This window comes from Antarctobacter heliothermus (assembly GCF_900188425.1).
In the GTDB taxonomy this organism is placed as follows: Bacteria; Pseudomonadota; Alphaproteobacteria; order Rhodobacterales; family Rhodobacteraceae; genus Antarctobacter; species Antarctobacter heliothermus.
Genome location: NZ_FZON01000003.1, coordinates 104074 through 117377 on the forward strand (window position 1 = coordinate 104074; position 13304 = coordinate 117377).

Annotated in this window: 11 protein-coding genes; 10 read left to right on the top strand and 1 reads right to left on the bottom strand. The window is 65.0% G+C overall.

All coding sequences use genetic code 11. The annotated features are described in order from the left end of the window. Positions 1-355: 355 nt before the first annotated feature. The 8 genes from CHB90_RS02630 (at position 356) to CHB90_RS02665 (ending at position 9872) form a co-directional block, all read left to right on the top strand. Positions 356-1204, top strand: coding sequence for a MurR/RpiR family transcriptional regulator (locus CHB90_RS02630; protein WP_089276295.1), 849 nt, complete (start codon positions 356-358; stop codon positions 1202-1204). A 185-nt stretch (positions 1205-1389) separates the two neighbouring features. After that, entirely contained in the window at positions 1390-2967 is a 1578-nt protein-coding gene (locus CHB90_RS02635) for an ABC transporter substrate-binding protein (RefSeq protein ID WP_245823127.1), read from the top strand. A gap of 87 nt (positions 2968-3054) precedes the next feature. Beyond that, positions 3055-3975: an ABC transporter permease gene (locus CHB90_RS02640; protein WP_089276296.1), complete on the top strand. Its 921-nt coding sequence runs from the start codon at positions 3055-3057 to the stop codon at positions 3973-3975. Beyond that, positions 3975-4871 (top strand): nickel transporter permease, encoded by an 897-nt coding sequence (gene nikC / locus CHB90_RS02645; protein WP_089276297.1) that lies wholly within the window; start codon positions 3975-3977, stop codon positions 4869-4871. The genes CHB90_RS02640 and nikC overlap by 1 nt, the downstream gene beginning before the upstream one ends. Beyond that, a complete protein-coding gene (locus CHB90_RS02650; protein WP_089276298.1) occupies positions 4868-6607 on the top strand; it encodes an ABC transporter ATP-binding protein in 1740 nt (579 codons plus the stop codon). The genes nikC and CHB90_RS02650 overlap by 4 nt, the downstream gene beginning before the upstream one ends. Then, the gene (locus CHB90_RS02655; protein ID WP_089276299.1) at positions 6604-7533 is read left to right on the top strand and encodes a DUF6963 family protein; all 930 of its coding nucleotides are present in this window, start codon (positions 6604-6606) and stop codon (positions 7531-7533) included. The genes CHB90_RS02650 and CHB90_RS02655 overlap by 4 nt, the downstream gene beginning before the upstream one ends. Further along, a complete protein-coding gene (locus tag CHB90_RS02660) occupies positions 7530-8987 on the top strand; it encodes an N-acyl-D-amino-acid deacylase family protein (RefSeq protein ID WP_089276367.1) in 1458 nt (485 codons plus the stop codon). Before CHB90_RS02655 ends, CHB90_RS02660 begins: the two co-directional genes overlap by 4 nt. Before the next feature lie 366 nt (positions 8988-9353). Beyond that, the gene (locus CHB90_RS02665; RefSeq protein ID WP_089276300.1) at positions 9354-9872 is read left to right on the top strand and encodes a hypothetical protein; all 519 of its coding nucleotides are present in this window, start codon (positions 9354-9356) and stop codon (positions 9870-9872) included. 423 nt (positions 9873-10295) lie between these two features. Here CHB90_RS02665 and CHB90_RS02670 read toward each other — a convergent pair whose 3' ends face one another. Then, positions 10296-11252: a homocysteine S-methyltransferase family protein gene (locus CHB90_RS02670; protein WP_089276301.1), complete on the bottom strand. Its 957-nt coding sequence runs from the start codon at positions 11250-11252 to the stop codon at positions 10296-10298. A gap of 129 nt (positions 11253-11381) precedes the next feature. Between CHB90_RS02670 and CHB90_RS02675 the strand changes: the two genes are divergently transcribed. Both CHB90_RS02675 and CHB90_RS02680 read left to right on the top strand, forming a co-directional pair. After that, positions 11382-12011: a TetR/AcrR family transcriptional regulator gene (locus CHB90_RS02675; RefSeq protein WP_089276302.1), complete on the top strand. Its 630-nt coding sequence runs from the start codon at positions 11382-11384 to the stop codon at positions 12009-12011. A gap of 114 nt (positions 12012-12125) precedes the next feature. Next, positions 12126-13301, top strand: a complete 1176-nt coding sequence (locus CHB90_RS02680; RefSeq protein ID WP_089276303.1) for a biopolymer transporter ExbB — start codon at positions 12126-12128, stop codon at positions 13299-13301. Positions 13302-13304: the final 3 nt, after the last annotated feature.

The window sequence follows — 13304 nt, forward strand, 5'->3', positions numbered from 1 at the left end:
GCCGCCGGACTTTGGTCAAGATGTAGTCGGGGTTAGACAGGGGCAGGGGGTGGCAGGGGGCGCTGTCCAACCGTTGTTTGAACATTCCGCTCGGCGAAACGGCGTGATGGAAACTCAAGAGAGGCAAGACCTTCACGCCCTCATTCGCACCACGTGTGTTTTTTACGGAAAGAATTTAGGAGCGCGGCTCAAACGGCGGCCGTGGAGTTGCACGCGTTCCGGCGCGTCACGGCAATGCCAGGTCCCAATCCGGGCCGAGCGTCCCGTCCCCCCGGCGGCTTTTGCATGGCGACGGCCACATCCAGCCGTTACCCTGTCCCATCAAGGACCGGGATCAAGCTGCGGGGCGGCCATCATGAAGAACACCTTCCACATCGCTCAACGCCTGCTGTCGGCCTACGACGAGATGCCCCGGGGGGAGCGGCGGCTGGCGGATCTGCTGCTCGAGGATGTCGGCGTGATCGGCTATCTCACGGCAAGCGATCTCGCCGATCAGGCCGGGGTGTCCAAGGCGACGGCGGCGCGGTTGTTCCGGCGTCTGGGCTATCGCGGCTATCGCGACGCGCAGCGCGAGGTGCGGGAGAACAAGTCGGCCAGGGCGGCGGGGCCCGAGGTTCCGGCGCTGTCGGGCGGGTTCCTGTCGCCCGGCGAATACCTCGATGCGGAGGTGAAGCACCTTGTCCGGACGTTTGAGACGCTGCCGGCGGAACAGATGTCCGAAGCGGTGGAGATATTGTGCCGGGCCGCGAAGCTCTGGGTCGTGGGGTTCGGCGAGGGCTATCCGCTGGCGCTTTTCGCGCGGGCGCTGCTGATCAAGGTCTTTCCCGATATCCGGATGATCCCGCTCAGCGGCTTCCCGGTGCCGGAGGAGTTCGCCTCCATCAACCCCGAGGACGCGGTGCTGGCCTTCGGGGTGGGGCGGCGCACGGCGGAGCTGCGCAATGTCATCGGATCGTCGCAGCGGGCCGGGGCAAAGGTGATCCTCGTGACGAATTCGCTGGCGGCTGGGGACAAGCGGGGCGCCGACGTGATCCTGCGCGGCCGGTCGGAGGGGCCGACGGTCTTTGGGTCGATGACCGCGCCGCTGAGTCTGGTGACCTATCTCTGTGCCCGCGTCGCGACCCGGACCGGCGATTCGGCGCAGGCGCGCCTCGACCATATCGAGTCGATCCATTCTCAATGGGCTGAAGAAAGTGGCAAATGAGATCCTTCGGATTTCATAACTGAAGAAAATAATCTGTGACCTTCGGCCAAAAGAGTCATTTTTGAAAAACAGCAAATCATTTGTGAAACTTTTCCTTGCACCGACCGGGGGCTCCCCCCGAGGCTTGTCTCATGTCGCGACCCCACAACGCGGCGACGAAACTCGATCCGACGGAGGTGATGACTATGGACAACACACGAAAGAGACGGCGCAGATTACCGGCCCTGCCGGGGATCGCACTGACGGCCGCGATGGCGGTTGGCGCGACGGCTGCATCCGCGCAGGAGCTGGTCTGGGCGCGCTACGGCGATATCGACAGCCTCGACCCGCATCGCGCGACGAGCACCCTGTCGATGCAGGTATGGGACCAGATCTACGACACGCTTCTGGCCTTCGACATGGAGGGCACGCCCGGCCCTAATATGGCGAAAAGCTGGGAAGCCAGCGACGACGGGCTGGAGTACACCTTCACCCTGAACGAAGGCATCATGTGCCATGATGGCACTGCCTTCGACGCCAACGATGTCAAGTTCACCATCGACCGCGCCTTCGGCGATACGCCCAGCCTGACCAAGACCAGCTGGGGTCCGATCACCGATGTCTCCGTGATCGACCCGCTGACCTTCAAGGTCACGCTGGCCAGCAAGTTCGGTGCCTTCCTGCCGTTTCTCGCGGACAGCTTCTCTTCGATGGTCTGCGATACCAACACGGCGGACACCTTCGGGTCGACCACCGCCATCGGTACCGGTCCGTTCATCCTTGATGAATGGGTCAAGGGCAGCGAAATCGTCCTGTCGAAGAACCCCGACTACGTCAATTTCGGTGAACCCTTCGACAACAAGGGCGCGCCGCATATCGACAAGCTGCTGATCCGCACCGTGCCCGAGGCGCAGACCCGTCTGGCCGCGCTGCGCACCGGCGAGGTCCATATCGCCGAGCCGCCCTTCGACGATATCGAGGCGATCAAGTCGGCGGGTGAGCTGGACATCATGGTGGCCGAAAACACAGGTCAGGACGTCTTCTGGGAATTCACCGTCTCGCGTCCGCCCTTCGATGACATCCGCGCCCGTCAGGCCGTGGCCTATGCCACCGATCCGCAGATGGCGATCGACATCATCTACGGTGGTCTGACCAACCGCGAATGGTGCCCCGTCGCCCGGGGCGTCTTTGGCAACGATCAGGAGTTCTGCAAGCAGTACGGGTATGAGTACAACCCCGAAAAGGCGATGGAGCTGCTGGCCGAGATGGGCTACGGCCCGGACAATCCGATGGAAACGACCATGTTCGTCTGGACCGGTGGCAACCGTCACAAGCTGGCGGAGTTCTTCCAGTCGCAGCTGGCGCAGGTTGGCATCGACGCCTCGATCGAGATCATGGACATCGGCACCATGAACGCCCGGGTAAAAGAGCAGAACGAGAGCCCGGACCTCGACACCCCCGGCACTTTCGACATGATGACCTGGTCCTGGTACGACCCGGATATCCTCTATCAACTGTGGCATTCGCCGGGCGCCTATACCGGCTTCCAGAACGCCGAGCTTGACGCGATGCTTGAGGAAACCCGAACCACGATCGACCCCGACGCGCGGCTCGAAAAGGTGCAGGCTGTCATCAAGTACCTGATGGAAAACGCGGTGCACATCGGCCTCTACAGCCCCGGCTGGGAATGGGTCTTCGCGGTGCGCCCCGAAGTCGAAGGCTTCAAGGTCGGGCCGTTCCTGCACCCGAATTTTCTTGACGTGACGGTGACGAGCGGCGGCTGATCCCTGTCAGCCAACACTCTCACCCTTCCGGCGCGCTGACCTCTTCCGCAGTGCGCCGGAGCATCCCCTCCCGCTAGGAGACGCCCCATGGGAAAGTTCATCCTGCAACGCCTGCTGGCCGCGCTTGTGACCATCTGGATCGCGACCATCGCAGTGACCATCCTGATCCACCTCGTGCCGGGCGATCCGGTGCGGATCATGTATGGCAGCTTCCAGACAACGCCTGAAGAGCTTGAGGCGATCCGGGTCCGGCTTGGCCTCGATCAGCCGATCTGGACGCAGTATCTGATGTATCTCGAGCGCCTTGTGCAGGGGGATCTTGGCCGCTCCATCGTCGGTGACCAGCCTGTGCTCGACGTGCTGCTGACCCGCTTCCCGGCCACGCTGGCCCTGACCGTGTCGAGCCTGTTCATCGCCATTGTCGTCGGCATGAGCCTCGGTTTCCTCGCCGCCTACAAGCGTGGCACCTGGGTCGATGTCGGCGCCATGGTTCTGGCCATCGTCGGCGTGTCGATGCCGCACTTCTGGCTCGGCCTGCTCCTCCTTTTCCTTTTTGCGCTGCAGTTGCAGTGGCTGCCAGTCGCGGGCGGCGACTGGCGCAGCCTGATCCTGCCCGCGCTGACATTGGGCCTTGCGAATGCGGCCGTGCTGGCACGCCTGACCCGCTCGGCGATGATCGACATTTTCGATCAGGACTTCATCCGCACCGCCCGCGCCAAAGGCCTGCCGCGCTCCATCGTGCTCTACCGCCATGCCCTGCGCTCGGGCCTCGTGCCGGTCGTCTCGATGCTGGGCCTGCAGTTCGCCTACCTCATGGGCGGGGCCATCGTGATCGAGAACGTCTTTGCCTGGAACGGCGTCGGGCGGCTCGCGATCGAGGCGGTGCTGTCGAGGGATTATCCGCTCATCCAGGGGTTCATCCTTTTCTTTGCAACCGTGGTCGCGCTGGCATCCGTGGTGATCGACATCGCCTACGCCTTCCTCGACCCCCGCATCCGGTATTCGTGATGATCCATTCGTCCTCAACGGTCGAACTGGCCGACGACCTCGCCGCTGACTACGCCCCGCACAAGCGCAGTTTCTGGCGCGCGCTGGTGGCAAGCCCTTCGGGCCTCATCGGCCTCGTGGTCGTGGCGGTGCTCATCCTCGCCGCGCTGCTGGCCCCGGTCATCGCGCCATATGATCCGCTGCGCATGGCGGCGGGCCCCCGGCTGCAGCCGCCATCGCTGAACCACCTCATGGGCACCGACGATTTCGGTCGCGACGTGATCAGCCGGATCATATACGGCGCGCGGTTGACGCTGCAGATCGGGGTGATCGCCGTTGGCATCTCCCTCACAGCCGGACTGCTTCTGGGCCTCGTCGCGGGCTACTCCTCGGGCTGGACCGAACGCATCCTGATGCGACTGGTCGACGTGCTGTTTTCCTTCACCGAGATCGTGATCGCCCTTGCCTGTCTCGCCATCTTCGGCGTCGGGCTGACCAACGCCATGATCGCCATCGGCATCGCCTCGATCCCCTTCTACGCCCGCGTGACCCATTCGGTCGTGCTGGTGGAAAAGGGCAAACCCTATTTCGAAGCCGCCGTCGCGGCCGGGGCAGGGCATATGCGTCTGATCTTCCTGCACCTGCTGCCGAACGTCGTGCCGACGCTGATCGTGATCGGGACACTCGGCGTCTCGACCGCGATCCTTGCCGCCGCAGGCCTGTCGTTCCTTGGCCTCGGCGCACAGCCGCCGCAGCCGGAATGGGGCTTCATGCTGTCATCCTCGCGTGACCTGATTTCCCGCGCGCCCTGGATGATGATCTTTCCCGGCCTCGCCATTGCCATCACCGTCCTCGGGTTCAACCTGCTGGGCGACGGCATCCGCGAGGCCCTCGACCCGAGGCAGAAAGAACGATGACATCTGACACGACTGAACCCCTCCTGTCGGTCAAGGGGCTGACCATCTCCTTCGGCCGGGGCCGGTATCGCAACGTCGTTGTGAAGGACCTCAGCTACGACCTGCATCCCGGCGAAACCCTCGCCATTGTTGGCGAAAGCGGGTCCGGCAAGAGCGTCTCGTCCATGGCGCTGCTCGGCCTGCTGCCGCCCGGCGCGGCGAATGTCGAAAGCGGCACGGCGAGTTTCGACGGGCAGGACCTGCTGCAGCTTTCGGACGAAGAGCTGCGCGGCATCCGGGGCGACCGGGTGACGATGATCTTTCAGGAACCGATGACCTCTCTCACCCCCGTTCTGCGGATCGGCCAGCAGCTGACCGAGGCGCTGATCGAGCACAAGGGCATGTCCGGCAGCGAAGCGGCTGCGCGGGGGCGCGAGATGCTCACCCTCGTCGGTCTCGACAAGGTGGAGCGCCGGATGCGGCAGTTCCCGCACGAACTTTCGGGCGGGATGCGCCAGCGGGTGATGATCGCGATGGCCATGGCCTCCGACCCGGCGATCCTGCTGGCGGACGAACCGACGACGGCGCTGGACGTGACGGTGCAGGCGCAGATCCTCGACCTGATGCGCGATCTGAAGACGAAGTTCGGCACCTCGATCATCCTGATCACCCATGACATGGGCGTGGTGGCCGAAATGGCCGACCGTGTCGTCGTCATGCGCAAGGGCGTGAAGATCGAAGAGGGGCCGGTCGAGTCCATTTTCGAAGTGCCGCAGCACGACTATACCAAGGCCCTGCTGGCCGCCGTGCCGCGCCTTGGCGCCCATGCGGCTGCGGCGCAACCCCGAACCGTTGTGGACGACCCGGCCCGCCCGGGCGACAGGCTGCTGCACACCGAAGGCATGTCCAAGACCTTCCGCGAACGCGGGCTCTTTGTCGCGAAATCCGGCGGGACGGCGGCGATGCAGGACGTCGGCTTTGACCTGGCGACGGGCGAGACGCTGGCGCTGGTCGGCGAAAGCGGCTCGGGCAAGTCGACGACGGGGCGGGCAGTTCTGCGCCTTCTCGACCTTGACGAGGGGGTGATCGAGATCGGCGGCACCGACATGCGCAAGCTGTCGGGCACAGCGGTGCGCAAGGCCCGGCGCGAAATGCAGATGATCTTTCAGGACCCCTTCGCCTCGCTCAACCCGCGCCTCTCTGCGGGGCGGCTGGTGGCGGAGCCGATGGTGATACACGGCCTGGCCTCGGGCAAGGAACTGCAGGACCGGACCGAACAGCTGTTCTTGCGCGTGGGGCTGGAGGCCGACCACATGCGCCGCTTCCCGCACGAATTCTCAGGCGGGCAGCGTCAGCGCCTGTCGATCGCCCGTGCCCTGTCGGTGAACCCCAAGCTGATCGTCGCGGATGAACCGACCTCTGCCCTCGACGTCAGCGTGCAGGCGCAGGTGCTGGAGCTCATGCTGGAACTGCAGCAGAGCCTCGGCCTCGCCTACCTCTTCATCAGCCACGACATGGCCGTGGTGGAAGAGGTCGCGCATCGTGTCGCCGTCATGCGCCGCGGCCGGATCGTGGAGATCGGGCCGCGTCAGGCGGTGCTCAACGATCCCCACCACGCCTACACCCGTGCCCTGCTTGCGGCGGTGCCGGTGCCCGATCCGACCCGGACACGCGGGACCCTGCCGGTGCTGGATATCGACCAGCTGCCTATGGGTCCGCTGGCCGAGGTCGCCCCCCAACACATGGTGGCCAGTTGACCATAGGAATAGCAGTGAATTCATCAGGCGCCGCCCGTGCGGCGCTTGCCGGGCTCGAAGCAGTCGAAGCCGTCGGACGGGGCGCCATCGGCGGCTTCGTTAGCCTCTCGGCGATCCTGCCGGACGGCAGCCTGCACGATCTGGGCGTTCAGCGAGGCGGGGCACAGGCGATGCTGGCGGACCCATCCTTCGCGGCGCTGGCGGAGGCGCGGCTGGCGGTCCTCATGTCCTCCGGTCCCGACCGGCCGGAGCCGCTGTCGCAGTTCACCCCCTGCGCGGCCAACGCGGGGCTGATGACCGGACACCGCCTGCCCAACATGCCAGGTCCGGACGGCCAGCCGCCGAACCTCGTCGCCCTGCAGGCCCTGCGCGAAGGGCGGACACCACAGGACGCCATCTCCCTTGCGCTTGATGCCGCGCCCGACCTCGATGCCGGGCTGATCGCCATATCGACGGCGGGTGAGGTGGCGCTTGGCAATTCCGCCTCCGTTGCCGCGCGGGACGATATCGGGCAGGCGCTGGTGGTCGAACCGGACCTGTCGGTCGCGGTGCTGCACAACTCCATCCTCCCGCATGAGGCGCTGGCCGATCTTGCCGTCTCGGCCATCCGCGACAGGCTGGCCCCGCGCGACGGCTGGTCCGGGTCGGGCAGTGCCATCGGCCTGTCGGTCCATGCCGGTCCTGAGACCCGCGCCCTGATCATCGACCCCGACAGTGGTGCGCCCCTGCGCTTTGTCGCGGCGGGGAAAGAATGGCTGCGCCTGGAATGGGAAGGCTGCCCGGTGCGCCGGGGCGATCCGGTTATCGCCGGGGGACGCACCGTCGGGCGTGTCATTCACGAGGCCTACTGCATCCTGCGTGACGGAACCGTGACGAGCACACGCGGCGGCGACCTGATCACATGGACGGCGGGGGCCGGAACATGAGCGATTACGAATGCGATCTTCTGATCCGCGGCGCAGAGGTTTTTGACGGGTCCGGCGGCGCCCCCTTTGCGGCGGATGTCGCCGTGGCGGGCGACCGGATCGTGGCCGTCGGCCCGGGCCTGACCCTCAAGGCGCGCGAGGTGATCGCGGCGGAGGGGCTGGCCCTCGCCCCCGGTTTCATCGACGTGCACACCCATGACGACATGGCCGTCATGGCCTATGACACCAGCCTGCCGAAGCTCAGCCAAGGGGTGACCACGGTCGTCACGGGCAATTGCGGTATCAGCCTCGGCCCGACGCCCCTTGGCCGCCGGGACACGCCCGTGCCACCGTTGGACCTGATCGCCACGGCAGAGGAATACCGCTACGCGACCTTCGGCGATTTCCTGACTGCGCTACGCGACTGCGGCCCGGCGGTGAACGTCGTGCCGCTGGTCGGGCATACGGTGCTAAGGGCGCGGGCGGTCGACGACCTGACCGGCCCAGCCAGCGCGGAGGAGACGGAGGCCATGCGCCGCGACGTCATCGCCGCACTGGAGCAGGGGGCCGCCGGCCTCTCGACGGGTCTCGCCTATCCGCCCGCCAAGGGCGCCACAACGGACGAGGTGCTGGCGCTGGTGCGCGAGGTCGCCTCATTCGACGCGATCTGGACGACGCATATGCGGGACGAACGCACCGGCGTTGTCTCGGCGGTGGCGGAAACCATCGATATCGCCCGGCGCAGCGGCGCGCGCACGCTGATTTCGCATCACAAATGCTGTGGCGAGGCCGCCTTCGGCCTGTCGCGCACCACGCTGGCGATGATCGAGGAGGCGCGGCGCGAGATCCGGCTGGATATCGACGTCTATCCCTATACCGCCAGCTCCACCGTTCTAATCGAAAGCTTCGCCAAGGACAGCCGCAAGGTCACGGTCAGCTGGTCCGATCCCCATCCCGAAATGGCCGGACGCGACCTTGACGAGATCACGGCTGACTGGGGCATCGCGCCGATGGAGGCGCTGGCGCGCCTCCGTCCAGGCGGGGCGATCTATCACCAGATGGACGATGGCGATCTGGAACGGATCCTCGCCTGGCCTCCGTCGCTTGTCGGATCCGACGGTCTGCCGCGCGACCGTCGCCCGCATCCGCGCCTCTGGGGCGCTTTTCCCCGCGTGCTGGGCCATTACGCCCGGGACCAGGCGCTGCTGACCATGTCGGCGGCCATCGCCAAGATGACTGGACAGACGGCTGACGTCCTGAACCTGCCCGATCGCGGTCGGATCGCCGCAGGCGCCGCCGCCGACCTCGTGCTGTTCGACACTTCTCGCATCCGCGACGCTGCAAGCTTCGATGAGCCGACGCTGCCCGCAGACGGTATTCGGGCGGTCCTTGTCAACGGCACGCTGGCCTACGAGCCTGACATATCGGGTGCTACGCAGGCAGGCCGGATATTGTCGCCGACCGGAGCGCCTTGAGGCAGGCGTCGCCTGCACCTCTGACCGTGGGGTGACCTCGACAAGCATTGCGAGAAACGCCGCTTCCTCACCGATGATTACCGTCATGCAGCTCAGTCAGCACTTCGCGCACTGGCACGGCTGGAGCCCGAACTGGCGCCGGGGTTGATCGACAGCGCCATGCGGAACCTGCGTGACGCGCTTGAAGCGTCGCACCGGGTCGCGGATCTACTTGCCGCCGAGCAAGAGATCGCCCGGAGCCGCGGTCACCACAGCTGACACCGAGATCGGCGGGACTGGATCCCCCGTAGTCAGGGCGCACTGGCCCGGAAACTACCCTTTCTGCTGCAACAGCCGGTGCGCCCGATCCCCCAAAGGAAACCAAACATGACAAATTTTCTGAGCGAGGTCTTCTTCCTCGACCTCGAGGCAAGTTCGCTCGCCCCAAACGGCTGGCCGATTGAGATCGGGCTGACATGGATCGATGAGCTGGATGAACTGGTCACCTGGTCGAGCCTGATCCGCCCGCACCCGAGCTGGAGCACTACCGCTTGGTGTGCCGAAGCCGAAGCGATTCATCGGCTGACACAGGCCTACCTTGGGATCGCACGGCCAGCGGAGGAAGTCGCAGCTGAAGCCAACGCTATGATCGCAGACCGTCTGATGATCTCTGACGGCCGCAAAGCGGACGCGCGCTGGCTGGATCAGCTGTTGGCAACAGCCGAACATGCACGAGGCTTGCCGATCCTCGACTTCGACGCGACGGCTATGCGGCGCTTCGAAGGTGACGCTCTCGACGCCCTCTACACCTCGCCAACCCGCCGCAGGGCACCGCATCGGGCGGGCCCGGACAGTCGCCGATTGGCCCGTGCATGGATGCGCACTCGCAGCCGAGTGGGGGGGTGAACCCCCTTGAGAGGGTCCGACGTTCGCGCCGCCTCCGACCGCACCTCCTGCTCGGTCGGAAAAGGTCCGGCCAGCGACCACCGGCAAAGGTGGATAGGACAAGGATAATAGCATGCCCAAATCTGACACTTCCCCGCGCACGAATTCCGCGCCCACGACCACGATCACTTACCCACTGGCGATGACCAGTCTGATCGGCCTGCTTGCAAATGTTTGGGACCGGTTCGGACGGGCACATCGAGAACGCTCCAGACCAGCTGATCTGCTAAGGCATTGAAATTAAGGTGCGCCGGGGCATATCGTGCTCCGGCGATCTCTCTTAGGCGAAAAGTACAAATAACAGTTGAGCAAGGGGCGCTGCCCCCGTCTCCCTTTGGTCGACTCCCCCGGGATATTTGTGGCCAGAAGAAGCCGGGGCGCAGGTTATGCCGGACCGCGGCGCGCGGCCAGGACCGCCGGAGCGATCAGGGCGAGGTGTTTGTCCCAGCTGCCGCAGCAGCCGCCCCAGATGTCGGCGAGTGGAAATCGGCGGGCGAGCGTGCCCATCTGGCGGCCGAGATCTTTGGGGTCGCCCTCTTCGAGGTGGTTCAGCTTGCACAGGGCGATCTTGTCCATGGCCGCCGCGTTGGGGCGAAAGCTGCGCAGGCGGCGCTGCCAGTCGCCTGTCTCTAGCGCCGGTTCGAATTCCAGCGGGTGTGAGCAGTTGACGCCATAGCTGTCCGGTCGGGCCTCGGGACCGCAGGCGGCGTCCGTGGCGGTGACGGCTTCGGCTAGGCTGGGCCCGGCACGCAACCGGTGGTCCGAGGTCAGGGTGAAGGAGATGTTCACCGGGATGCCCGCGCGCGTGGCAGCGCGCGCGATCCCTTCGGCCTCTGGTACGTTGTTGATGGTGGCGGCCCAGATCAGGTCGACGCCATCATCGGCGTAGGTGCCGATTTGTTGCGCGTGGTAGTCTTCGGATTCTTGCGCCGTGATGGTCCGGTTGAGCGCGTAGGCATCGCCACGCGGTCCTAGGATACCGGCAATGCGGATCTCGGGGATTTGTCCCACATAGGGCGCACTGACCTCACGCAGAAAGGCGATGTTGCGCAGTTGGATCTCTTGCAGGGCAGCGCCCTCATAGCCCACCAAAGTCCCCCAATCGGCGCTGGCGCGATAGTCCAGCCCGCCAAGCAGCGCGCATCCGCCTGCCTTGGCGATCTCGTCCAGCAAACGGCGGTACATATCCGTTGTCACCTGCAGGGCGTTTGGGTTGTCCAGCAGGGTGAAGGCGCAAAAGTGGTCAAACTCGAACCCATGGCGGAACATCAGCTCCGTCTCTGTGCCGCCTTCGGTGAACCAGGGCAGGCCGTCGGGGTGGGGGGCGAAGACCGGGGGCATGGTGCGGCTCCTTTTGCGTCAGTGTGGCGGACGGATGGCGCGCGCGCCAGTGGACTCGTGGTACACTTGACCTTGGGTACAGTGACCCGGGCGTTGCCTTGCGGTATGTTGATCGCAAAAGGAGGGGCCATGACCTTCATCAAGCCACGCAGCACGGCGACGACGCGCGATCGGCTGCTGACCGCGGCCGAGATGGCCATTCTGGACAAGGGATTTGCTGCCACCTCGATCGAGGAGCTGATCGTTGAGGTTGGCATCACAAAGGGCGGTTTCTTTTATCATTTCAAGGACAAGAGCGCGCTGATCGAGGCGATATTGGAGCGCCATCTGGTTGCCGAAGAGGTCTGGCTGGATGACCTGTTCGCCAGCGCGGCGAAAGAGACCGAGGAGCCGCTGGCACAGTTTCTGGTCTTTCTCCGACTGTTGCAGGAGCAGATGGCGGCGCTGCCGGATGTCCATCCCGGTTGCCTGATCGCCGCCACCTGTTTTCAGGAGCGCCTGTTCACGCAGACGGTGCACGATCTGGCGCAGCAGAACCTGTTGAACTGGCGGAGCCGGTTTCACGCCCGGCTGACCGCAATCGCAAAGGTCGATCCGCCCCGATACCAGATCGATCTGGAGGCGATGGCGGACATGTTGGTGGTTCTGGTGGACGGGGCGATCATCCTGTCCAAGACCGTGCGTGAGAAAGAGGTGCTGCCCCGGCAGATCGCCTTGTACGCGTGCTTTGTCGCCGGGGTGTTCGGGGATGTCGGGTAACTGTTGCGCAAAGCGCCGTTTTCTCCCCGATCCTGCGGGAATTGTTCATAACTTCTTGGCTCTGCAGCGCTAAACGCTTAGATGTAGCGCAAGAGAACAAGCGTCAGGTGTCCAATGGACCAGCCCGACCCCGAGGCCGAGCCACAATTCACGCAACCGTTCCGTCAGGTGATCCTCATGCTGGCGGTGCTTGGCCTGTCGGGGTTCGGCGGCTTTCTGGCGTTGCCGCGCGTTTTGCCGGTGTTTCAGTCCAACCCCTACCTGAACGGCTTTATCCTGTTCGTCTTTGTTGTCGGGGTGCTCGCCTGTTTCTGGCAGGTCGCGCAGCTGATGGTTTCGGTCCGCTGGATAGAACGGTTCACCGCACGCGGCGATCAGGGGGTGCGCGCCGTGCCGCCGCGCCTGCTGGCACCGTTGGCGGCGCTTTTGCGACGCCGCCGGGACAAGCGGATGCAGATAACCACCACCTCGACCCGGTCGATCCTTGATTCTGTGGCCCAGCGCATTGACGAGGCGCGTGAGATCACGCGCTACATCGTTTCTCTGCTGATCTTCCTCGGCCTTCTGGGCACCTTTTACGGCCTTGCCACCGTGGTGCCCGCGCTGGTCGAAACGATCCAGAGCCTTGCACCGCAAGAGGGCGAGACCGGCACCGATTCCTTTGCCCGCCTGATGTCGGGGCTGGAGGGGCAGTTGGGCGGCATGGGCGTGGCCTTTGCCAGTTCGCTGCTGGGGCTGGCCTGTTCGCTGATCGTCGGCTTGCTGGAACTGTTCGCGGGCCACGGCCAGAACCGCTTTTACCGTGAGCTTGAGGAATGGCTGTCCTCAATCACGCGGCTGGGCTTTTCCTCTGACAGTGAGGGGCCGGATCTGGGGGCTGCGGGTCTTGTTCTGGACCAGATGGCCGAGCAGATGGAGCGCCTGCAGTACCTCTTTGTCGAATCCGAACAGGGCCGGTCAGAGGTGGACGCCCGGTTGGCGCAACTGGCCGACAGCGTCGAACGCATGACCGAACGGATTGAGGCGACAGCGCCCTCGGCCAATTCACTGGCGCGCATCGCCGAAGGGCAAGAACTGCTGGCGCAGGCGATTCGCGAAAAGGAAACGGATGAGGGGCTGGATGCCGAAAGCCGGATGCGGCTGCGGTCGATCGACGTGCAGATGTTGCGCATCCTTGAGGAAATCAGCGCCGGCCGGCAGGAAAGCATGGCCGAACTGCGGACCGATCTGGCGACCCTGTCGCGGTCTCTTGGTGTGACGCGCAGCGTTCGGCCGCGCGGGGACGGGTGATCC

Excerpts from the sequence above, each read along its gene's own strand:
- CHB90_RS02630 (WP_089276295.1), top strand. The coding sequence starts at position 356 with ATGAAGAACACCTTCCACATCGCTCAACGCCTGCTGTCGGCCTACGAC.
- CHB90_RS02635 (WP_245823127.1), top strand. The coding sequence starts at position 1,390 with ATGGACAACACACGAAAGAGACGGCGCAGATTACCGGCCCTGCCGGGG.
- CHB90_RS02640 (WP_089276296.1), top strand. The coding sequence starts at position 3,055 with ATGGGAAAGTTCATCCTGCAACGCCTGCTGGCCGCGCTTGTGACCATC.
- nikC (WP_089276297.1), top strand. The coding sequence starts at position 3,975 with ATGATCCATTCGTCCTCAACGGTCGAACTGGCCGACGACCTCGCCGCT.
- CHB90_RS02650 (WP_089276298.1), top strand. The coding sequence starts at position 4,868 with ATGACATCTGACACGACTGAACCCCTCCTGTCGGTCAAGGGGCTGACC.
- CHB90_RS02660 (WP_089276367.1), top strand. The coding sequence starts at position 7,530 with ATGAGCGATTACGAATGCGATCTTCTGATCCGCGGCGCAGAGGTTTTT.
- CHB90_RS02665 (WP_089276300.1), top strand. The coding sequence starts at position 9,354 with ATGACAAATTTTCTGAGCGAGGTCTTCTTCCTCGACCTCGAGGCAAGT.
- CHB90_RS02670 (WP_089276301.1), bottom strand. The coding sequence starts at position 11,252 with ATGCCCCCGGTCTTCGCCCCCCACCCCGACGGCCTGCCCTGGTTCACC.
- CHB90_RS02675 (WP_089276302.1), top strand. The coding sequence starts at position 11,382 with ATGACCTTCATCAAGCCACGCAGCACGGCGACGACGCGCGATCGGCTG.
- CHB90_RS02680 (WP_089276303.1), top strand. The coding sequence starts at position 12,126 with ATGGACCAGCCCGACCCCGAGGCCGAGCCACAATTCACGCAACCGTTC.